Here is a 19,981-nt window from a genome sequence, read left to right as displayed (position 1 = left end):
GAGTCCGACGAGCCGCGGCCCGCGGCCTTCGCCTACTAAGCGCCCTCTATGTCCCTCAATGCGACATTCACGGCTGTGGGCGTGCACCTGAAACCGGGCCAATCGGGCCAATCGGGCAGTTTGACCGCTCGCTGCCGCAGCCAACTGCCCAACCTTGGGCGTTGGGTGCATCCAACGCACCCAACGCCACATTGGGGCGTTTGAAGGCTGGTGGCGGTCAGAAGTCGAAGCCGCCGCCGTCGAAGCCCCCGCCGTCGAACCCGCCACCGTCGAAGCCGCCGCCGCCCCAGTCGCCGCCGCCATCGCCACCCATGTCGCCGCCGGCGTCACCGCCGTCACCGCCCATGTCGCCGGACTCGAGGGCGTCCTGCTGGCCCGCGTCGTAGCCCGACTCCCAGGCCGAGGCGCTGGCGATGCCGCCCATGCCGGAGAACATCGCGCTGAACAGGAACATCGACCCGATGCCCCAGGCGCCGGCGACGAGCGCGGGCTTCCACCACGGCTCGCTGTACCAGCCCTGCGGCACCGGACGCCCGGCGACGCGGCCGCCGGGGTAGTAGTACGGCGTGTCCTGGCCGGCGTCGGGGGAGGCGGCGTAGTGCTGGCCCTCGACGTCCACCTCGCGGCGCTCGGTGACCTTGCCGGCGCGCTCGCGCTCGGCCTCCTCGGGCAGCTGCGGACCGGGATCCATGCCCATCGCGACGCGCGCGGCGCGCACGTAGTAGAGGCCCTCGACGGCGGTGTCCTTGACCAGCCGGGCCTGCTCGATCGTGCGGGCCTGCTCCATCTGCGAGCCCGCCGCGTTGTAGCGCTCGGCGGCGTCCGCCATCGCCTGCATCGACGCGGTGTCGTTGCCGTTGAGGTTGAGGACCTGGCCGCCGAGCCGCTCGACCAGGCGCCGGGCGTCGGCCTTGGCGTCGTCGAGTTCCCGCTGCCGGGCCGCGGCGCGCTGCCGCGAGAAATAGAGGCCGCCACCGACGATCACGACGACGAGCACGATCAGGAAGATCGCGGTGCCCATGGACCACTCCCAGAAGCTCGGTGCCCCGGTGACCGGAAGTCACCTTTGATTCGGACAACGCGGACGCTACGCGGAGGGTTCCCGGCGGGTGACGCGGCACACCGTCGGACCTGGCCGAAGAAACTAGAACACGTTATAGTTCGACACCATGAAGTTCACCCTGTCGATCGCGATGACCCCCCTCGATCAGCTGGGCGAGCTCGCCCGGGCCGCCGAAGAGGCCGGCTTCGCCTCCATTGCCCTGCCGGATTCGCTGTTCTATGCCGAAACGGTGAACACGGACTATCCGTACACGCCCGACGGCAGCCGGTTCTGGACCGCGGAGACGCCCTGGGTGGACCCGCTCGTGGCGACCGCGTCGATGGGCGCGGTCACCAGCCGGATCCGCTTCTACACGTCGGTGCTCAAGCTCGGTTCGCGCAATCCCGTGCTCCTGGCGCGCCAGGTCGGCTCGGCGGCGGTGCTCACCGGCGGCCGGTTCGGCCTCGGGCTGGGCGTCGGCTGGCTGCCGCAGGAGTTCGAGTACTGCGGCGTGCCGTTCGAGCGGCGCGGCAAGCGCGTCGACGAGGCCATCGACGTGCTCCGGCTGATCCTCGACGGCGGCATGGTCGAGTACCACGGCGAGTTCTACGACTTCGACAAGATTCAGATGAGCCCGGCGCCGCCGAGCCGGGTGCCGTTCTACATCGGCGGCCACACCGAGGTCGCGTTGAAGCGCGCCGCGCGGGTCGCCGACGGCTGGTCGTCGGCGATGATGAAGCTCGACGAGCTGCGCGACACCATCGCCAGGCTGAGGGAGCTGCTGGCCGAGCGCGGCCGCGCCGGTGACCCGTTCGAGTACCAGGCCGTCTGCATCGACAAGTTCGGTCTCGACGGCTACCGCGAGCAGGCCGAGGCCGGCGTCACCGACGTCATCACCATGCCGTGGGTGTTCGACGGCGTCGGGTTCGACGCGCCGGTCGAGCCGAAGCTCGAGGCGATCCACAAGTTCGGGGCCGAAATCATCGCCAAGTTCGAGGAGTGACTCCGATGGGCGTGCAGGTCAGTTGGGACACCGGGAAAGAGCAGCCGCCGGCGCGGCGGGCGGCGTTCGCGTCGATGACCGCGGCGACGGCGGGGGACAAGGACGCCTGGCTGGCGTTGTTCGCGCCCGACGGGGTGGTGGAGGACCCGGTCGGGCCGTCGATGTTCGACGCCGAGGGCAAGGGTCACCACGGCCGCGAGGGGATCAGCGCGTTCTGGGACATGACGATCGCCAACGTGGAACGCTTCGAGTTCGTCATCCGCGACTCCCACGCGGCGGGCGACGAGGTGGCCAACGTCGGGACGATCACGACGTATCTGCCGGGCGGGTACCGCGTCGACACCGACGGGGTGTTCGTCTACCGCGTCGGCGAGGACGGGCTGATCACGTCGATGCGGGCGTTCTGGGAGACCGAACGCGCGATGGCGACGGCGCGCCAGGTGCGGGAATAGCGTCCCGGCCAGCGGAAACCCAATTTCATATCTGATACATGCTCTCTTGACTCCCGGTTAGGCAGGACTCTTTACTAACTGGTGCAGACCTCTGATGTCTCCACCACCGGGAGTACGCATGTCCTCACCTCGCCGAATCGCGAGCGCGGTCGCCGCGCTCGCGCTCGCGGCAAGCGGTCTCGTCGTGTGCCAGTCCGAGGCGCTCGCCCTCGAAAACGGGCTGCTGCGCACGCCGCCCATGGGCTTCAACAACTGGAACTCCACGCACTGCAGAGCCGACTTCAACGAAGCGATGATCAAAGGGATCGCCGACCTCTTCGTGAGCAAGGGCCTCAAGGACGCCGGTTACACCTACGTCAACATCGACGACTGCTGGGCACTGCCGTCGCGGAACTCCGCGGGCAACCTCGTCCCCGACCCGGCGCGCTTTCCGGGCGGCATCAAGGCGCTTGCCGACTACGTGCACGCGAAAGGCCTGAAGTTCGGCATCTACACCAGTGCCGGGACGAAGACCTGCAACACGGCGGGCTTCCCCGGCGCGCTCGGTCACGAGCAGCAGGACGCGAACCTGTTCGCCTCCTGGGGGGTCGACTACCTCAAGTACGACAACTGCAACAACCAGGGCGTCGACGCGCAGCAGCGCTACAAGGCGATGCGCGACGCGCTCGCCAGGTCCGGCCGCCCGATCGCGTACTCGATCTGCGAGTGGGGCCAGAACAAGCCGTGGACGTGGGCCGCGCCGGTCGGGAACCTGTGGCGCACCACCGGCGACATCTCCGACAAGTGGTCCAGCATGATCGGCAAGGCGCAGACCAACCGCGGCCTCGCGCAGTACGCCGGCCCCGGTCACTGGAACGACCCGGACATGCTGGAGGTCGGCAACGGCGGGATGACCGCGGCCGAGTACCGCACGCACTTCAGCCTCTGGGCGATGATGGCCGCGCCGCTGCTGATCGGCAGCGACCTGCGGAAGGCCTCGGACGACAGCTTCACGATCCTGAAGAACACCGACGTGATCGCGCTCGACCAGGACCCGCTGGGCAAGCAGGCGACGGTGCTGAGCGCGGACGCCGGCCGGGTCGTCTACAGCAAGGTGCTGTCGAACGGCGACCGGGCGGTGGCGCTGTCCAACGAAACGTCGGCGACGGCGACGATCGGCACGACCGCGTCCGCGACCGGGATCGGCGGCGCGTCGTCGTACACGCTCAAAGACCTGTGGAGCAAGGCGACGCGGACCACGACGGGGGCGATCAGCGCGTCGGTGCCGTCCCACGCGACGGTGCTGTACCGCGTGTCGAAGGCCGGCGGGAGCGCCACGCGGTACGAAGCCGAAGCCGCGACGCTCTCGGCGGGCGGTACGGTCGACGCGAACCACGCGGGCTACTCCGGGACCGGCTTCGCGAACGGCGCCAACGCCCTCGGCAGCTACGTCGAGTGGGAGGTGACCGGGCCGGCGTCAGCGCTGACGTTCGGCTACGCGAACGGCACGACGGCGGCGCGTCCGGTGGACGTCTCGGTCGACGGCACGGTGGTGGCCGCCGGGGTGCCGTTCCCGGCGACCGGCGCGTGGACGACGTGGAGCGCGGTGACGAAGGCGGTGAGCCTGGCCGCGGGCTCGCACACGATCCGGCTCACCGCGACGACGGACGGGGGCCCGCCGAACCTCGACTACGTGGACGTCTCGCCGTAAGCGTTCGCCGCGGGGATGCGCGCGGCGCACGGCAAGCTACCTGGTCGAACAGCGGGAGTCGTAGGCCTCCCGGGCCGCTTCGACCTTGCCGAGGTTGCCCGACCACTCGGAGAGCGACGCGAACAGCGGGCCCAGGCTGCGGCCCAGCTCGCTGATCTCGTACTCCACCCGCGGCGGGACCTCGGCGTGGTAGGTGCGCACGACGAGGCCGTCGCGCTCCAGCTGCCGCAGCCGCTGGGTGAGCACCTTCGGGGTGATCGTGGTGATGCGGCGCTCCAGCTCCACGAACCGCATTCGCCCGAACTCGTTGAGCGTCCACAGGATCGGCGTCGTCCAGCGGCTGAAGACGATGTCGACCACCGGGGCGATCGGGCAGGCCAGCTCGGGCGTAGGTGTGGTCCTGGTCACTTTCGGGGCCTCCAGCCATTACTTTCCTCTAGGTACCTACTATACGCGGGAAGGTAGCTTCGCTCCCATGATCGTGATTACGGGAGCAACCGGAAACGTCGGACGACCGCTGGTGCAGGCGCTGGCCGCGGCGGGTGAGCAGGTGACGGCGGTCTCCCGCCGGATTTCGGCGGCGGACGTGCCGGACGGGGTGCGTGTGCACCAGGCCGACCTGGCAACGCCGGAGACGTTCGAGTCTGTTTTGGACGGCGCGTCGGCGCTGTTCTTGATGGTGTCCGGCGCCTTCGTGCCGCTGGACGAAGTGCTCGGCCGGGCTCGCTCGAGCGGTGTCGGCCGGGTGGTGTTGCTGTCTTCGCAAGGTGTCGCCACCGGGCGGCACCCCACGGTGCTCGAGGACTCCGTGCGCGCTTCGGGTCTGGAGTGGACGATGCTCCAGCCGGGCGCGTTCGCGTCGAACACCTTGCAGTGGTCGGAAAGCGTGCGTTCGTCGCGGGAGGTGGTGGCGCCGTTCGGTGACGTCGCGCTGCCGGTGGTCGATCCGGACGACATCGCGGCGGTCGCCGCGGCGGCGTTGCGGGAGGACGGCCACGCGGGTGCGGAGTACGTGCTGACCGGCCCGGCCGCGATCACGCCGCGCGAGCAGGCGGCGATGATCGGAGAGGTGCTCGGCGAGCCGGTGCGGTTCGTTGCGCAGACGCGCGAGCAGGCCCGCGCGGTGCTGCTCGGCTTCATGCCGGAGCACGTGGCCGACGTGACGCTGGACGTCCTGGGCGCACCGACGCCCGGCGAGCAGCGCGTCAGCCCCGCCGTCGAGCGCGTCCTCGGCCGCCCACCGCGGCCGTTCTCCGAGTGGGCGGCACGCAACGCGGCGGTGTTCAAATGAAAATCCTGGATTCCAACATGTCCTTTGTGGACATCGGAGCCGGTGCGCCGCTGGTGTTCCTGCACGGCAACCCGACGTCGTCCTACCTGTGGCGAGACGTGCTGCCGTCCCTGCCGGGGCGGCGGCTGGCCCCGGACCTCATCGGCATGGGCGACTCGGGCAAGCCGGACATCGAGTATTCGTTCGACGACCACGCACGCTATCTGGCGGCCTGGTTCGACGCCCTGGACCTGGACGACGTGGTCCTGATCGGCCACGACTGGGGTGGTGCGCTGGCGGCGGACTGGGCGTCGAAGCACCCTTCGCGGGTCCGCGGTCTGGCGTTCACGGAAGCGGTCCTGAAGCCGATGACGTGGGAAGAATTCCCGCCGGACGGCGCGGAGCTGTTCCGCGCGATCAAGACCCCGGGCGTCGGCGAGTCGATGATCGGCGGCTTCCTCGACGGGCTCCCGCCGGAGTACGCCCGCCCGTATCCGACGGACGAGTCGCGCCGGCCGCTGTTGCGGTGGGCGCGCTCGTTGCCGCTGGGCGGCGAACCGGCCCCGGTGGTGGCCCGGATCGAGGCGTTCGGCCGCTGGCTGGGGTCGACCCCGGAGATCCCGAAGCTGCTGATCACGTTCGAGCCGGGGCACGGCACGATGCTGACGCCGTCGATGATCGACTGGTGCGCGGCGAACTTCGCGTCGCTGAAGGTGGTGCGCCACCCGGTGGTGGCGGGCCACCACACCCCGGAGGACCAGCCGGAGCTGATCGCGAAGACGCTGGCGGCCTGGCTGCCCTGAGCACGATCCACCGCCCCGCAAAGCGTCCTAGGGCGACCCCAGGGAGGCCGGGAACGCGGTTCGCCCGGGCCGGGCGACCACCGGGGGCGAGATCAGCCCGAGCGCAACGGCCCGGTTGGCGGCCTCCACGCGGGAGCGGGCCTCGAGCTTCTCGAAGATGCTGCGCATGTGCCGCTTCACCGTGCCTTCGACGATGTTGAGGCGACGGGCGATCTGGTAGTTGCTGAGGCCGTGGGACGCCAGTTCGAGCACCTCCGCTTCACGCGGGGAGAGGAGCCCCACGTCGGGCGGGTCGGGCGCGACCAGCTGTGCCGCCGACAGGGACACCGTCACCGGGCCGCCCGGTGCGTGGGCGCCGCGGACCGCGGCGGCCAGCGCCTCGTGGGTGATGCTCTTGTGCAGGAACCCGGCGATGCCGAGCGGAAGCAGGGACTGCACCAGGTTCGACGCGTCGTGCATGGTCAGGATCAGGATGCGCGCGCCGGGAGCGGCCTGCTGCACGGCGCGCACGGTGCTCGGCGGGTGGTCGTTGCCCGGCATCTCCAGGTCCAGCAGCACGACGTGCGGCTGGTGCGCGCGGGCCTGGCGCACGGCCTCGCCCGCGCTGCCGGCCACGGCGACGACCTCCAGGTCGTCCTCGGCGGCCAGCAACTCGGCCAGTGCCGTGCGCAGCAGCGTGTGGTCGTCGACGAGCAGGATGCGGATGGTGTCCACGGTGGGCGTCCGTTCAGCCGAGGGTGGCGGGCCGCAGCGGCGCGGCGACGTCGGCGACCGCGGTTTCGCGCGGCAACGGCACCCAGGCCACCATCCGGGTTCCCCAGCCGGGCTTGGTGAACAGCGAAAACTGGCCACCGAGGTGCTCGGTCCGTTCGCGCATCGAAGACAGGCCGCTGCCTCGCCCGCCGGCTTCGCCGAGGACGAACCCCCGGCCGTCGTCGGCGCCCTCGATCTCGGCCAGCGCGGGACTGATCCGGATCCGGACCGAGATCGACGACGCCATCGCGTGGGCGAAGGAGTTGCGCAGGAACTCGCGCACCACCAGGAAGATCTCGTCCCGGTGGTGCGCGGGCAGCCAGGTTTCGTCGCCGTGCACGGCAATGTCCACGGGCAGGCCGCGCAGGTTCAGCGTTTCGACGCAGTCGCCGATCGCCTCGGCCAGGTTCGTCAGCGGCGCCTCCGAGCGCAGGCCCGAAATGAGGTCGCGGGCGAACCCGGTCGCCTCGCGCAGGGCCGCCCGGATCGCCGCGAAGTGCCGCTCCCCACGCGGCTGCGAGCCCGTGGTCACCCGGTACAGCTCGAGGTGGCGGAACGCCAGCATCAGGGTGTTGCCCAGCCGGTCGTGAAGCTCGCGGGCGAGCTTCACGCGCTCGGCCGAGTTGGCCTGCTCGATCTGCCGGAGCAGGTAGGCGTCGTAGTTCTGCGCGGCGTTGCGGGCGTGCAGGGAACCGATCTCGCCGATGGCGGTCGCCGCACGGGCGATCACGGCGGCCCGGTCCGCGGCCGGGATCGCCGCCGCCAGTTCGACGACGGCGTCGAACGCGTGCCGCTGGAGGGCCTCCATCGCGCTGAGGAGGTCGACCAGCCGGGCCTGGGACCCGGCCCAGAGGCCGCCGATCGCGGTCGAGGCGAGCAGGTCCTCTTCCCCGGCCCGGTCCGTGGCGTCCTCCGGAGGGAGGTCGAGCACGCGGGCGCAGGCTTCGAGCATCAACACGGCGTGCTTTTCCGAAACCACCCACAGTTCCGGCGTCGTGCCGAGCCGGTTGGCCAGGCGCAGCAGTGTTTCGCGGTACCGGCCGACGATTTCCGGAATGCGGCGACCGAACCGTTCGCCCATTCGGTGCGAGCGCACGATGAGAACACCCCCATGTTCACATATGTTCACGATTTTCCGCACGCAGCCGGCTCTGGCGGCGAATTGAGTGACGCTCGAGAGCGGACCCTGACCGTGTCGTTCCGATCGATCTGCCTGCCCCCAGACGGCCTCTAAGGCCTCGCGACAGTGCGAGATTACCGAACCATACCCGCAGTTGGCGAGTGGGCAAGCAGATTGCTCACCGGACCCCCGGTGACATGAGTCACAAACAACGGTGGTTCCGGGGCTGTGTCGGCGTTTGTGCCGTCACCGGAACGGAGTCCGCTGCCCGCCAAGGGAAAAATGATCGGCTCGGCCGTCGTCCGATTCGTCGTGATTGCGCCGGCTCCGGGACGGCGGGCCCGATTCGCTCGCGGTTTCCGATCGGCCGATCGGGTGAATACGGATTTGTCGCGGTAGTGGGCATCCGCTTCGGGAGAACCTCATTCCGGCGCTTCGACCGCCAGGCACGACCACGTGAACCCGGCGCCCGCGCTGAACACCAGCGCGGCTTCACCCGGCTCGAGGAGCCGTTGCGCGGCGAGTTCGGCGACGCCGGCGAGCGCGTCGCCCGCGCCGAGGTGCCCGGTCGTGCGGCCGAAGTCGACGAGTTCGGTGCGCAGGCAACCGGCCAGCGACGGCCGCCACAGCGTGTCGAGCGCCTTGCGTCCGAACCGCGGCAGCACCGCGCAGGTCAGGCGCGGGTCGTCCGGGCCGAGGCCGGCCTCGGCCAGCGCGGTCGCCACGATCTCGGCGATGGCCCGCCGGTTGGCGGCCAGGAACGCCTCGTTCCCGTGGTCGGCCAGGTAGGCGCGCTTCGTCGCCCGCATGTCGACGCGCTCGCGGCGCATCCGTGCCGCCGGGGCGAACGGGTCCGCGCCACGGTGCATCGCCTCCAGTTCCGGTGCGGCCACGGTGACGACCGAACGCACCCGTAAGGCATCCGCGGGCGTCGACGGCGCGCGCAGCAGCACGGCCGTCGCCCCGTCGCCGTAGACGACCCCGTAGTCGGCCGCCCAACGGTCGAAACCCGGTGCGGTGAACCGGTCCGCGGTGGTCACGAGGCCGGTGTGCGCGCGGTCGGGTTCGGCCGCGTGCGTCGCGGCCAGGCGGGTCGCCGTCAGCTCGATCCCGGCGACCCCGCCGTTGCACACCTGCTGCACGCCGACCGGGATCGCGCCCTTCGCGCCGAGCTGGGCGGCGACGTAGTGCGCCGGCGACCACAGGTCGTGACCCTGGTAGTACATCGACGCGTGGCAGACGACGGCCAGATCGGCCGGGTCCGCGGCGGCCTGCTTGAGCGCGCCGGCGGCGGCCGCGACGGCCAGTTCCGGCGGCGCCTCGCCGCCGGCGTCGGGCACCTCGGGGTGCCCGAGGTCCGCCGCTTCCCTGGCCCGCAGCCTGCCTTCGGCGACCGCGGTCGTGGCCAGCTCCCGGCCCGGCGGCAGCCACAGTTCGGCCGCCGCGATTCCGATCGATTCGATTCGCACAGCATCCTCCCGAGCCCTGGTCGTGCTCGCCACGCTGCCAGTGCGGAATAGCCGGGTCACTGTGTCCTCCGGCGGAAGTGCTGTCACTTTGGAAGTGCTTGCCGATGGCGCGCGGCACGCGTTTTGATTCGGTGGCCCGAACGGGATCAGTCAAATTCAGGGGAGGCACAAGATGAGTTCGACCGCGATTTCCGGCGACCTGCGCGAGAAGGTGCGGCAGATCGTGCTCGACGTCCTCGAGATCGACACCGCGGAGCTGACCGAGGAGAGCAGTTTCATCGACGACTTCGGCGCCGATTCGCTGTTGGTCATCGAGATGTTCGCGCGGTTCGAGCGTCAGCTCGGGATCCGCATCCCGAAAGACGAAATGACCGACTTGCCGGATTTGCCCGCCGCCTATGCCATCGCGGAGAAGTACAGCGAGCCCAGTCATGTCTGAGCCCGCCGTCCGGCGGGTCGCCGTCACCGGCCTCGGCGCGGTGAGCGGGTTCGGCACGGGCAAGGACGCGCTGGTCGCCGGGATCAAGGCCGGGCGCAGCGGGATCGGCCCGATCGAGCAGTTCGACGCCGCCGGCTTCGACCACACCCTGGCCGGCGAGGTCCGCGGCTTCGAGCCGGCCGCGCACCTGCGCCGTCCGGGCCGCTGGGGTCGTTCCGGGTGGTTCGCCGCGACGGCCGCACGCGAGGCGGTGAGCGACTCGGGGCTCGGCCCCGGCTCGCTCGCCGCCGCGCGGACGGCCAGCAGCTTCGGCACGACCAACGGCGAATCCCAGGTGCTGGAGCGGCTGGCCGAGCAGGTGGTCGGCCAGGGCACGGACGCCGTCTCGCCGGAGCTGGCCGGGCGGACCGACGCCGGCCGGATCGCCGCGGCCGTCGCCGCCGAACTGGGCCTCACCGGCGAGACGATGACCTTCGGCACCGCGTGCGCCGCCGCGAACTACGCGATCGGCTACGCCTTCGACCTGGTGCGCACCGGCGAAGCGGACTACGCGCTGTGCGGTGGCGCGGACGCGGCCAACCGCGCCACGCACGCCGGTTTCCACCGGCTCGGCGCGCTGGCCCGCGACGTGCCGCGGCCGTTCGACAAGGACCGCGACGGGATCGTCACCGCCGAAGGCGGGGTCGCCCTGCTGCTGGAGCCGCTCGACGACGCGCTCGCCCGGGGCGCGCGCGTCTACGCGGAGGTGCTCGGCTACGGGATGACCTGCGACGCGCGGCACATGACCAACCCCGACGCCGCGTCGATCGCCGAATGCATCCGGATCGCCCAGCGCCAGGCCGGGATCAAGCCCGAAGAGGTCGACTACGTCTGCGCGCACGGCACCGGCACGCGTGCCAACGAGGCCGCCGAGGTCGCCGCCGTGCGCGAGGTGTTCGGCGCGCGGGTCCCGCCGATCAGCTCGGTGAAGTCGGTGCTGGGACACACGATGGGCGCCGCGGCGGGGTTCGGTGCGCTGATCTCCTGTGTCGCCCTCGACGAGGGCTTCCTGCCGCCGAACGCCACGCTGCGCGAGCCGGACCCGGAGCTCGGGCCGGACCTCGACTGCGTGCCCGGCGTCGCGCGCGAGGCCCGGGTGCGCGTGGCGCAGAACCACGGGTTCGCCTTCGGCGGCAACAACGCCGTCACGCTCTTCGGGAAGGTGGCCGCCTGATGACCGCGGTGCTCGAACTCGACGGCACCCGGCCGGCCACCGCCGTCGCCGACATCACCGGCTGCGGCGTGCTCAGCGCCGCCGGGCCGGGACTGGCCGCCCTGCGGGGGACCGGGTGGCGCAGCCCCCTGCCGAGGACGGCGTCCGACGAGCCGGACTGGCCGCCGCTCGCCGTCGCCCCGGTGGCCGGGTTCGATCCGGCGGAAACGCTGGGCAGCCGGGGGATCGCCCGGCTCAGCCGGAGCGAGCAGCTGGCCATGGCGGCCTGCCTGGCCGCGCTCGACGCGACCCGGGAGGGCCCCGGCGCGGACCGGACCGGGATCGTGCTCGGGACGTCGATGGGCAGTGCCCGCGCGGTGCTCGACCTGCTGCGCGACACCTTTCAGCAGGCTCGGCCCTACCTCGTCAACCCGTCGGGGTTCCCGAGCACGATGATGGTCTCGGCGGCCGGCCGGGCCGCCATCCGCACCGGCCTCACCGGGGTCAACGCCACGGTCTCGGGCGGACCGGTCGCCGGGCTGCACGCGGTGCGCTACGCCGCCCAGGCGCTGCGCAACGGTCACGCCGACCGGATGCTGGCCGGTGCGGTGGAGGAGCTCTCGCCGGAAGCGGCATGGGCCTGGCACCACGGAAACGCGCTGGCGGCGGACACCCCGCTGGCGGAGGGCTGCGCGGTCTTCACGCTCGACGCGCCCGGCACCGCCGCCGGCCGACGGCTCGGCCGGATCCTGGCGTGCGAAACGGCGTTCACCGCCGACGGCCCGGCCGCCGTGTCCGCGCTGCTGGCCCGGACCGTCCGGACCGCGCTCGCCCGCGCGGGCGTCACCGCCGCGGACGTCACCACGGTCGTGCCCGGTGCCCGTGGCCGCCGGGGCTGGGCCGCGGTCGAGGAACGCGCGCTGCGCGCGGTCTTCGGCGCCGGTGCGCCGCCATGCCTGGAGATCGCCGGGACCGTCGGCGAGGCCCACGCCGCCGGCGCCGCCCTGCAACTGGCTGCCGCGCTCGCGAACCCGGGCCCGGACGGCGGCCTCGCCCTGCTCACCTCGGTCGGGACCGACGGCTCGGCCGGCTGCCTCGTCGTCGACCTGCCCGCTTCGCCTGGAGAGGTGCCGTGACCACGATCGCCGAACCCGCCACCCTGACCACCGACCGCACGGTTTCGCGCGATCTGCTGCACCGGTGGTCGCTGTCCGAGGTCTTCCTGACCGGCTACCACCGGCTGGACGAGACGCGCTTCGCCGCGGCCGCGCAGCTCCCGCTGTCGCACGGGTACTTCCGCGACCGCGTGGCGGCCGAAGACGTCTACGACCCGCTGCAGGTGCTGGAGGCCGGCCGCCAGGCCATGACCTACGGCGCCCACGTGCACCAGCGGCTGCCCCGTGACACGGCGTTCCTGGTCCGGTCGTGGCGGCTCGAGCTCGCGGGCCGGCCCGCGCTGCGCTGCGGGGACCGGCCGGGCGAGCTGCGCGTCGAGGCCACGGTGGACCGGCACGCGCGTGGCGGGCAGGTGCGCCGCCTCGGCTTCGCGATGACCCTCGAGCTCGACGGCCGTGACGTCGGCGAATTGGTCATGGACATCGGCTGCGCGCCCTCCGAGCAGTACCTCGCGCTGCGGCGGATGCAGCGGGGGCGGGACCTCGCGACGGCGTTCGCGCTGCCCGCGGACCCGGCCGGGCCGCCGGTGCCACCGTCCGATGTGGACCGCCGCCAGCCGTCGAACGTCGTGCTGGACGGGCTGCGCGCCGAAGCGGACGCGCTCCACGCGTGGCTGAGCCCACGGACCCACCGCAACCGCAGCATGTACGACCATCCGTACGACCACGTGCCGGCCATGGTGCTCAGCGAGGCCGCGAGCCAGCTCGGGCTGCTGATGACCGGGGGCGCGTCCGGCGGCCGGGTGGCGACCCGCGTCGACGGCCGGTTCGACCGGTTCGCCGAGGTCGACGCCCCGGTGGAGCTGACCGCGGTCCCGCTGGCCGCGCCCGGCGCGTCCCGGATGACGGCGGTGCAGGGCGGCGTGGTCGTCGCCGAAGTCGACGTAACCCTTCCGGAGGCATGATGTTCGCGTTCTTCGACGTCGACGAAACGCTCATCTCGGTGAAGAGCATGTTCGACTTCTACGACTACTACCTCGCCGCCGCGGGGCTGAGCGAGCGGGAACAGCACGAGGCCTCCGCGCGGGCCCGCGCCCTGCTGGGTCCGGGAGTGCCGCGTGCCCAGGCGAACCAGCTGTTCTACCGGCGGTTCGCCGGCTGCGAGGCGGCGAAGGTGGCCGGCATCGGCCGCGCGTGGTTCGCCGACCACCAGCGGCGCGGCGGCCTGTTCCACGGCGACGTCCTGGCCGCGTTGCGCGAGCACAAGGCGGCCGGCGCGCGGGTGGTGTTCCTGTCCGGCTCGTTCCGGGCGGTGCTCGACCCGGTGGCGGAGTACTGCGGCGCCGACGTCGTGTGCTGCACCGAGCTGGAGGTCCGCGACGGCGTCCTCACCGGCGGGATCGCCCGCGCGATGATCGGCGACGCGAAGGCCGAAGCGGCGCGGGAGCTGCTGGCCGAAAGCGGCGTGGCGGCCGCCGATTGTCACGCCTACGGCGACCACTCGTCGGACCTCGGCCTGTTGCGGCTGGTGGGCCACCCGGTCGCCGTCGGCGCGGACCCGGAGCTGGCCACGGTCGCGGCCGGCCACGGGTGGCGCAGCCTGGCCGGCGTTCCCGGCTGATCCTTCTTCGGAACGCTCCTGGTGGCTTCCTCCCCCGGCCGCCAGGAGCGTTCCGGTGTCCGCGAACGGCGCGTCCGGTGTCCCGGGCGCGCCGTTCGCCTGTCCGCTGGTGCTGTGACCGGAAACATCGGCCGGGCCGGGGCCGGACGTTCGGTCGGCCGGTAGCGCCCCAATGTGGCGTTGGTTGCGTTGGACGCACCGAACGCCACATTGGGGCGCATGAGCCGGGCCGCGCCGGTCTCACTCCGGACGGGCCAGCACCGCCGCCAGACCGTCCACTCCGGACAGTCCGACGGTCGCCCGCAGGTAGCCGTCCGGCCGGACGACGGCGAAGACGGGCGCGCGGCCGAGCGCGTCCGCCAGCGGGCCTTCGGCGTAACGCGCTTCGGTGACGGTGGCCTCCGCGGCCGCGGCCACCTCGCGCACCTGCCCGACCAGCTCCGCCCAGCGGGCCGGCGTGCGGTGGCCCGGCCAGGCGAGCACCGTGAAGCGATCGGCCGGGATCGCCGTCCAGGACCGCCCGGCCACGCGCACCTCGGCGTCCGCCGGGTCTCCGACCGGCAGCACCGGCAGCCGCTCGCCCGGCTGGACCCGGCGGGCTCCCGGCAGGCCTCGCGCCAGCAGCCGGCGCGGCTTGGCCGGGTACCGGACGCCGGTCTGCGCCACGAGCGGCGCGAGCCCGCGCTGGATCACCCCGGCGGCGTCGGCGGAGCGCAGGACGACGTCGCGGACCGCGATGTGCCGGCTCTTGCGCAGCAGGCCCCAGTCGGTCTGCAGCGTGGTGGTGCGGGCAACCGCGTGCGCGGCGTCGCGGCGCTCGCGGTCGTAGCCGTCGACGACCCGCTCCGGCAGCGTGCCGCGCAGCACGCCGCCCAGCCGCCAGCCGAGGTTGACCGCGTCCTGCAGCCCGGTGTTCATCCCCTGCGCGCCGGCCGGGCTCATGATGTGCGCGGCGTCGCCGGCCAGGAGGCAGTGCCCGGCGCGGAACCGCGAAGCGATCCGGGCGTGCACCCGGAAGGTCGCGCTGAACCGCAGCTCGCCCAGGACGTTCCGGCCGGGACCGCGTTCGTCCACGACGGACTGGAAGAACTCGCGCGACGGCGGCGTGTCGTCGGTGGCGTGCGGGACGCTGACCGCGACCCGGCTGATCCCGCCGCCGAGCGGGGCGAACGCGAGGCTGCCCGCGGGGGAGTAGCAGTAGCTCAGCACGTTCAGCGGGATGTCACCCCGCACCTCGGCGTCGGTGACCGCGAAGCTGACGTCGAACTCGGCCCCCTCGAAAGACGTGCCGAGCTGCTTGCGCACCAGGCTGTGTGCCCCGTCGGCGCCGATCAGCCACCGGGTCCGGACGGTCTCGGTGGTGCCGTCCGGGCCCTCCAGGACCGCGATCGGCCGGGGCCCGGCGGCGTCGCGGATCTCGCTCAGCCGCACCCCGCGTTCGATCTTGCCGCCGAGCTCCGCGAGCCGTCCCTCGATGATCGCCTCCGTCTCGCTCTGGGCGATGCCCACCGCGAACGGGTACGGCGTGTCCGTCAGCCGGTTCATCCACGCCGTGCCGAGCGGGCGGCCGTGCGAGAAGTAGCTGACGCCGTCGAGCGGGTGGCCCGCCGCGGCGACGCGGTCCGCGATGTCCGTGTGCCGCAGCAGTTCCAGCAGCCGCGGCCACACGATGGTGGCCCGCGAATGCGCGGAGTGCTCCCGCGCGGCGTCGACCAGCCGCACCGGCACGCCTTGCTGCAGCAGCTCACAGGCCAGCAACATGCCCACCGGTCCCGCCCCGACGATCAGCACCTGTTCGTCCCTCAACGCACTTCTCCCTCGTCATACGGACGCTTCTCCGTTCCGCACGCTAGGGGCGCGCGGGGCGGGAACCGGTCCGGATGTCCCGGAAGACCACCCCCGGTGTCACCAAAGAAGTGGGTGTCAGTGCTCCGACAGCGTGATGATCGCGCGCTGCATCAGCTCGCGCAGGGTCTTCTCCTCGTCGTCGGTGAACGCCGCGGACAGCCGTTTCTCCACGGCGAGCGCCGCCTCGTTCGCCTTCCGGAAGGTGGCGAACCCGCCGCGGGTCAGCTTGGCGACGAGCACCTGCGCGTGGACGTCCGACGGCGTGCGCTCGACCAGCTTCTTCGCCTCCAGGTTCGCCAGCAGCGAGGCCATGCTCTGCGGGGTCACGTAGCAGATGCGGGCGAGCTGCGCGCCCGACAGCGGGGCCTGCGACAGCGCGAGCAGGGCGGCATACTGCGGCACCGACAGCCCGAACGGCTTGAGCACCCGGGCCTTTTCGGCCATCAGCGCCTGTTCGCCGCGCTTCAGAAATGTGCCGAGGCGCGACTCGAGTCCTTCGGCGATGCGTTCTTCGACGCCCATGGGACCTCATTCGTGTCGAGCAGCTCCAGCTGCGCCAAGGTGCGCGAACCAGACTATCAGGCTTCGTATGCAGGGGAGAACCCTGCGGCTTGACGAACCCCGCCGGATGCTGCTTCCATGTCTTCTGTACATCAGGGTTCGAATACTCATCAGGCATCAGGGAAACGGAAGGGCCTTCAATCGTGGTCAACGCCGCAGCTGCCCTGCGGGGCCGGGCCAGGCCGGGACTCACGCTCACCGTCGTCTGCGCCGCGATCGTGCTGGTGCCGGTCACCGCGACCGGCGCGTCGGTCGCGCTGCCCGACGTCAGCAGCAGCCTGCACACCGGGCTCAGCGCCGCGCAGTGGGTGGTCAACGCGTTCTTCCTGACCTTCGCCAGTTTCATGGCGATCAGCGGGTCGCTCGCCGACCTCACCGGCCGTCGCCGGATGTTCGGCGCCGGCATCGCGCTGTTCAGCGCCGCCATGCTGGTGGCGGCCTTCGCGCCGGCGATCGGCCTGCTCATCGCCGCCCGGGTGCTCGCGGGCATCGGCGCGGCGTGCGTGATCACCGGCGGCAGCGCGCTGCTGGCCCACAGCTTCGAAGGCCGCGCGCGCACCCGGGCGTTCGGGCTCTTCGGCACCGCGATCGGCCTGGGACTGGCGTTCGGGCCGCTCATCGCCGGGGTGCTGGTCACCTCGCTCGGCAGCTGGCGCGCGTTCTTCGTGGTCGCGGCCGTGGTCCTGCTGCCGCCGCTCGCGGTGGTCCCGATGCTGCCCGAGTCGCGGGACGCGCACCCGGCCGGCCTGGACTGGCCCGGCGCGATCACGTTCACCCTCGGGCTCTCGCTGTTCGTGCTCGCGGTCGTCGAGGGGCCGACGGCCGGCTGGACCAGCCCGCTGGTGCTGGGCTCGTTCGCCGCGTTCGTGGTGCTGCTGGCGGTGTTCGTCCGGGTCGAACGGCGGGCCGAGCACCCGATGATCGACGTCTCCCTGTTCACCGAACCACGCTTCCTGGCCATCTGCGCCATGCCGGTGCTGCTGGCCTTCGGGTTCGTCGCCCCGTTGATCGCGCTTCCCGCGTACTTCATGGCGGTGCACGGGATGAGTGCCCGCTCCGCCGGGCTGCTGCTGATCCTGCTCACGGGCCCGACGCTGGTGATGCCCGTGCTGATCAGCTCGGTCGCCCACCAGATCAGCAGGCGCGTGCTGCTGGTCGGCACGATGCTGCTGGTGGCGGCCGGGGCCGGCTGGCTGGCCGTGGTCCCGGCGCACACCGGGGCCGGTGGGCTCGCCGGGCCGCTGCTGCTGATCGGGGCCGGCTTCGGCGTGTCGCTCGCGATCCTCGACGGCGCGGCGGTTTCGTCGGTCGAACCCGCCCGGGCCGGCATGGCCGCGGGGGTGTTCAACACGATGCGCCTCGGCGGCGAGTCGGTCGCCATCGCGATCCTCGGCTCGCTGCTCACCGCCGTCACGCAGGCCCGTCTCGCCGGACCGCTCGGCGACGGCGTCGCCGGCGCCGTCACGGCCAAACTGCTGCAGGGCGACATGGCGGGCGCGGTGGCGGCCGGGCCCGGCCCCGCTCCGGCCCTGCGCGCCGCCGCGGAAGCCGCCTACACCGAGGCACTGCACGCCGGCATGGGGTCGATCGCCGTGGTCGCCCTGCTCGGCGCGCTCATGGTCGGCCTGCTGACCAGGGAGCGCGGGGCGGCGCCCGCCCGGCCCGCCGAAGAACCGGCCGCGAGCACCGCGGCCTGACCCGCTCGGACCACTCGCACTGTCCACAAGAGAACAACACCGAGGAGCACAACACCCATGAGCCAACGTGTCTGGTTGATCACCGGGGCGTCCGCCGGCTTCGGCCGCGCTCTCGCGGACGCGGCGCTCGCCAAGGGCGACATCGTCGCGGCCGCCGTCCGCCGTCCGGAGTCGGTGAAGGACCTCGCCGAGGCCCACCCCGACCGCGTCAGCGTCGTCGAACTCGACGTCACCGACCGGGCCCGGATCGACGCCGCCGTCGGCGAGGTCATCGCCGAGCACGGCCGGATCGACGTCCTGGTCAACAACGCCGGCCGCGGCCTGATCGGCTCGGCCGAGGAGATCGGCGACGAAGAGCTGCGCGGGCTGATGGACCTGCACCTGTTCGGCCCGGCCGCGATCACCCGGGCCGTGCTGCCGGGCATGCGCGCCCAGGGCTCCGGCTCGATCGTGCAGATGAGCAGCCAGGCCGGCCGGTACTCCTTCCCGGGCATCAGCGCCTACTCCGCGACGAAGTTCGCGCTCGAGGGCTGGTCGGAAGCGCTTTCGCTGGAGGTCAGGCAGCTCGGCATCAACGTCCTGATCGTCGAGCCGGGTCCGTTCCGGACGAAGTTCAACGAGCCGGACGTCATCGAGTTCACCGAAACCGGCGACGTCTACCGCGAGATCGTCGGCCCGGTGCAGAACGCGCTCGCCGACGCGAACGGCGTCCAGCGGGGCGACCCGGTCCGCGCGGCGGAGGCCATCATCAAGGCGATCGAAGCGGAGCACCCGCCGCTGCGGCTCGCGCTCGGCGGCGAGGCGCACGAGACGATCCTCGACAGCCTGGACAAGGCCCGGGCCGAGCTGGACGCCTGGGAAGCGGTCTGCCGCGGGGCGGACTACCCCGCCTGATCCTCGCTTGGAAAAGCCCGGCCCGCGGTTCGCGAATCGCAGGCCGGGCTTTCTTTTCGAGGCCGCGCGGATTTAACTGAACTAAAGTGATATGTCGGCGCACCGGCCCGGGCGGATATCTTTGCCGTACAGCGAAGAAACCAGGCATCCGCGAAAGGGATCATTCATGGCCAAGCCGGTGCGCATCGGTGTCCAGCTCGTGCAGGGCGGTTCCGGGATCACGTACCAGAAACTGCGCGACAAGGTCCGGGAGATCGAGGACCTTGGCACGGACGTGCTCTTCAGCTACGACCACTTCCACGTGCCGCACAACGCCAACATCGACCCGGCGGGCACCATCTCGGTCAGCGGCGAGCAGCTCGACGTCGACAACTTCGAAGGCTGGTCGGTGCTGACGGCGTGGGCCGAGCAGACGTCGAACATCGAAATCGGCTGCCTGGTCACCGGGGTCGGGTACCGCAACCCGGACCTGCTCGCGGACATGGCCCGCACGGTGGACCACATTTCCGGCGGCCGGCTGATCCTCGGCGTCGGCGCGGGCTGGTACGAAAAGGACTACGTCGAATACGGGTACGAATTCGGCACCGTCGCCTCCCGCATGAAGCATTTCGCCGAGTGCCTGGAGCGGATCGAGCACCGCCTTTCCGTGCTCACCCCGCCGCCGGTGCGCAAGATTCCGATCCTGATCGGCGGTGGTGGCGAGAAGAAGACCCTGCCGCTGGTCGCGCGGTACGGCGACATCTGGCACTACTTCGACACCCTGGACACGTTGGCGCACAAGAACAAGATCCTGCGGGAGAGCGCCGAGGCGATCGGCCGCGACCACACGGAGATCGAGCGTTCGCAGGAATGGGCGGGGCTCGAGCTCGCCGACGCGTACGCCGACACCGGCGTCACGCTGTTCACCCTCGTCCTGTGGTCCCCGCACGACCTGACGGAGCTGCGCAAGGCCCTGGCCTGGCGCGACGCGCGCAACGCCCGCATCGAGGGCTGACCACGCACACCGAGCCCA

At 71.9% G+C, this 19,981-nt stretch carries 20 protein-coding genes; 13 read left to right on the top strand and 7 right to left on the bottom strand.

The annotated features are described in order from the left end of the window. Window positions 1-217: 217 nt before the first annotated feature. Window positions 218-1,021, bottom strand: coding sequence for a hypothetical protein (locus AB0M82_RS23965; protein WP_364725658.1), 804 nt, complete (start codon window positions 1,019-1,021; stop codon window positions 218-220). A 148-nt stretch (window positions 1,022-1,169) separates the two neighbouring features. On the opposite strand from AB0M82_RS23965, the gene AB0M82_RS23960 reads away from it, so the two are divergent. The 3 genes from AB0M82_RS23960 (at window position 1,170) to AB0M82_RS23950 (ending at window position 4,187) form a co-directional block, all read left to right on the top strand. After that, window positions 1,170-2,045, top strand: a complete 876-nt coding sequence (locus AB0M82_RS23960) for an LLM class F420-dependent oxidoreductase (protein WP_364725656.1) — start codon at window positions 1,170-1,172, stop codon at window positions 2,043-2,045. Window positions 2,046-2,050: 5 nt separating this feature from the next. After that, window positions 2,051-2,497, top strand: coding sequence for a nuclear transport factor 2 family protein (locus tag AB0M82_RS23955; RefSeq protein WP_364725653.1), 447 nt, complete (start codon window positions 2,051-2,053; stop codon window positions 2,495-2,497). A gap of 118 nt (window positions 2,498-2,615) precedes the next feature. After that, window positions 2,616-4,187 (top strand): carbohydrate-binding protein, encoded by a 1,572-nt coding sequence (locus tag AB0M82_RS23950; RefSeq protein WP_364725650.1) that lies wholly within the window; start codon window positions 2,616-2,618, stop codon window positions 4,185-4,187. 36 nt (window positions 4,188-4,223) lie between these two features. Here AB0M82_RS23950 and AB0M82_RS23945 read toward each other — a convergent pair whose 3' ends face one another. Continuing rightward, complete coding sequence (locus AB0M82_RS23945; RefSeq protein ID WP_364725647.1) at window positions 4,224-4,595, bottom strand: helix-turn-helix domain-containing protein; 372 nt, start codon at window positions 4,593-4,595, stop codon at window positions 4,224-4,226. 67 nt (window positions 4,596-4,662) lie between these two features. Between AB0M82_RS23945 and AB0M82_RS23940 the strand changes: the two genes are divergently transcribed. Further along, window positions 4,663-5,478: an NAD(P)H-binding protein gene (locus tag AB0M82_RS23940; protein WP_364725644.1), complete on the top strand. Its 816-nt coding sequence runs from the start codon at window positions 4,663-4,665 to the stop codon at window positions 5,476-5,478. Next, complete coding sequence (locus tag AB0M82_RS23935) at window positions 5,475-6,260, top strand: alpha/beta fold hydrolase (RefSeq protein ID WP_364725641.1); 786 nt, start codon at window positions 5,475-5,477, stop codon at window positions 6,258-6,260. The genes AB0M82_RS23940 and AB0M82_RS23935 overlap by 4 nt, the downstream gene beginning before the upstream one ends. Before the next feature lie 27 nt (window positions 6,261-6,287). Here AB0M82_RS23935 and AB0M82_RS23930 read toward each other — a convergent pair whose 3' ends face one another. The 3 genes from AB0M82_RS23930 to AB0M82_RS23920 form a co-directional block, all read right to left on the bottom strand. Next, window positions 6,288-6,974, bottom strand: coding sequence for a response regulator transcription factor (locus AB0M82_RS23930; protein WP_364725638.1), 687 nt, complete (start codon window positions 6,972-6,974; stop codon window positions 6,288-6,290). Between the two features lie 13 nt (window positions 6,975-6,987). Next, window positions 6,988-8,109 carry a histidine kinase gene (locus tag AB0M82_RS23925; RefSeq protein WP_364725635.1) on the bottom strand — a complete coding sequence of 374 codons (1,122 nt, stop codon included), beginning with the start codon at window positions 8,107-8,109 and terminating at the stop codon, window positions 6,988-6,990. A 446-nt stretch (window positions 8,110-8,555) separates the two neighbouring features. Next, window positions 8,556-9,602 carry a ketoacyl-ACP synthase III family protein gene (locus AB0M82_RS23920; RefSeq protein ID WP_364725632.1) on the bottom strand — a complete coding sequence of 349 codons (1,047 nt, stop codon included), beginning with the start codon at window positions 9,600-9,602 and terminating at the stop codon, window positions 8,556-8,558. A 172-nt stretch (window positions 9,603-9,774) separates the two neighbouring features. Between AB0M82_RS23920 and AB0M82_RS23915 the strand changes: the two genes are divergently transcribed. The 5 genes from AB0M82_RS23915 to AB0M82_RS23895 are packed head-to-tail and all read left to right on the top strand — an operon-like array spanning window position 9,775 to window position 13,969. Then, the gene (locus AB0M82_RS23915) at window positions 9,775-10,041 is read left to right on the top strand and encodes an acyl carrier protein (RefSeq protein ID WP_364725629.1); all 267 of its coding nucleotides are present in this window, start codon (window positions 9,775-9,777) and stop codon (window positions 10,039-10,041) included. Continuing rightward, window positions 10,034-11,254, top strand: coding sequence for a beta-ketoacyl-[acyl-carrier-protein] synthase family protein (locus tag AB0M82_RS23910; protein ID WP_364725626.1), 1,221 nt, complete (start codon window positions 10,034-10,036; stop codon window positions 11,252-11,254). Before AB0M82_RS23915 ends, AB0M82_RS23910 begins: the two co-directional genes overlap by 8 nt. Beyond that, window positions 11,254-12,369 (top strand): beta-ketoacyl synthase N-terminal-like domain-containing protein, encoded by a 1,116-nt coding sequence (locus AB0M82_RS23905; protein WP_364725623.1) that lies wholly within the window; start codon window positions 11,254-11,256, stop codon window positions 12,367-12,369. The genes AB0M82_RS23910 and AB0M82_RS23905 overlap by 1 nt, the downstream gene beginning before the upstream one ends. Beyond that, window positions 12,366-13,313, top strand: a complete 948-nt coding sequence (locus AB0M82_RS23900; protein WP_364725620.1) for an AfsA-related hotdog domain-containing protein — start codon at window positions 12,366-12,368, stop codon at window positions 13,311-13,313. Before AB0M82_RS23905 ends, AB0M82_RS23900 begins: the two co-directional genes overlap by 4 nt. After that, window positions 13,310-13,969, top strand: coding sequence for an HAD-IB family hydrolase (locus AB0M82_RS23895; protein WP_364725617.1), 660 nt, complete (start codon window positions 13,310-13,312; stop codon window positions 13,967-13,969). Before AB0M82_RS23900 ends, AB0M82_RS23895 begins: the two co-directional genes overlap by 4 nt. 240 nt (window positions 13,970-14,209) lie before the next feature. On the opposite strand, the gene AB0M82_RS23890 is transcribed toward AB0M82_RS23895, so the two are convergent. Together AB0M82_RS23890 and AB0M82_RS23885 are read right to left on the bottom strand one after the other, a co-directional pair. Continuing rightward, window positions 14,210-15,775, bottom strand: coding sequence for an FAD-dependent monooxygenase (locus tag AB0M82_RS23890; RefSeq protein ID WP_364725614.1), 1,566 nt, complete (start codon window positions 15,773-15,775; stop codon window positions 14,210-14,212). A 117-nt stretch (window positions 15,776-15,892) separates the two neighbouring features. After that, entirely contained in the window at window positions 15,893-16,339 is a 447-nt protein-coding gene (locus tag AB0M82_RS23885; protein WP_364725611.1) for a MarR family transcriptional regulator, read from the bottom strand. Between the two features lie 182 nt (window positions 16,340-16,521). Here AB0M82_RS23885 and AB0M82_RS23880 point away from each other — a divergent pair, with 182 nt between their 5' ends. From AB0M82_RS23880 to AB0M82_RS23870, 3 genes are all read left to right on the top strand, one after another. Continuing rightward, a complete protein-coding gene (locus AB0M82_RS23880) occupies window positions 16,522-18,075 on the top strand; it encodes an MFS transporter (RefSeq protein WP_364725608.1) in 1,554 nt (517 codons plus the stop codon). A 57-nt stretch (window positions 18,076-18,132) separates the two neighbouring features. Next, complete coding sequence (locus AB0M82_RS23875) at window positions 18,133-18,969, top strand: oxidoreductase (protein WP_364725605.1); 837 nt, start codon at window positions 18,133-18,135, stop codon at window positions 18,967-18,969. A gap of 166 nt (window positions 18,970-19,135) precedes the next feature. Beyond that, a complete protein-coding gene (locus tag AB0M82_RS23870) occupies window positions 19,136-19,963 on the top strand; it encodes an LLM class F420-dependent oxidoreductase (protein ID WP_364725603.1) in 828 nt (275 codons plus the stop codon). Window positions 19,964-19,981 lie beyond the last annotated feature (18 nt).

Source organism: Amycolatopsis sp. NPDC051128 (assembly GCF_040682715.1).
In the GTDB taxonomy this organism is placed as follows: Bacteria; Actinomycetota; Actinomycetes; order Mycobacteriales; family Pseudonocardiaceae; genus Amycolatopsis.
This window is presented reverse-complemented; position numbering and strand designations above follow the sequence as displayed.

Coding starts and splice junctions, on each gene's coding strand:
- AB0M82_RS23965 (WP_364725658.1), bottom strand. CDS start 1,021: ATGGGCACCGCGATCTTCCTGATCGTGCTCGTCGTCGTGATCGTCGGT.
- AB0M82_RS23960 (WP_364725656.1), top strand. CDS start 1,170: ATGAAGTTCACCCTGTCGATCGCGATGACCCCCCTCGATCAGCTGGGC.
- AB0M82_RS23955 (WP_364725653.1), top strand. CDS start 2,051: ATGGGCGTGCAGGTCAGTTGGGACACCGGGAAAGAGCAGCCGCCGGCG.
- AB0M82_RS23950 (WP_364725650.1), top strand. CDS start 2,616: ATGTCCTCACCTCGCCGAATCGCGAGCGCGGTCGCCGCGCTCGCGCTC.
- AB0M82_RS23940 (WP_364725644.1), top strand. CDS start 4,663: ATGATCGTGATTACGGGAGCAACCGGAAACGTCGGACGACCGCTGGTG.
- AB0M82_RS23935 (WP_364725641.1), top strand. CDS start 5,475: ATGAAAATCCTGGATTCCAACATGTCCTTTGTGGACATCGGAGCCGGT.
- AB0M82_RS23915 (WP_364725629.1), top strand. CDS start 9,775: ATGAGTTCGACCGCGATTTCCGGCGACCTGCGCGAGAAGGTGCGGCAG.
- AB0M82_RS23910 (WP_364725626.1), top strand. CDS start 10,034: ATGTCTGAGCCCGCCGTCCGGCGGGTCGCCGTCACCGGCCTCGGCGCG.
- AB0M82_RS23905 (WP_364725623.1), top strand. CDS start 11,254: ATGACCGCGGTGCTCGAACTCGACGGCACCCGGCCGGCCACCGCCGTC.
- AB0M82_RS23895 (WP_364725617.1), top strand. CDS start 13,310: ATGATGTTCGCGTTCTTCGACGTCGACGAAACGCTCATCTCGGTGAAG.
- AB0M82_RS23885 (WP_364725611.1), bottom strand. CDS start 16,339: ATGGGCGTCGAAGAACGCATCGCCGAAGGACTCGAGTCGCGCCTCGGC.
- AB0M82_RS23875 (WP_364725605.1), top strand. CDS start 18,133: ATGAGCCAACGTGTCTGGTTGATCACCGGGGCGTCCGCCGGCTTCGGC.
- AB0M82_RS23870 (WP_364725603.1), top strand. CDS start 19,136: ATGGCCAAGCCGGTGCGCATCGGTGTCCAGCTCGTGCAGGGCGGTTCC.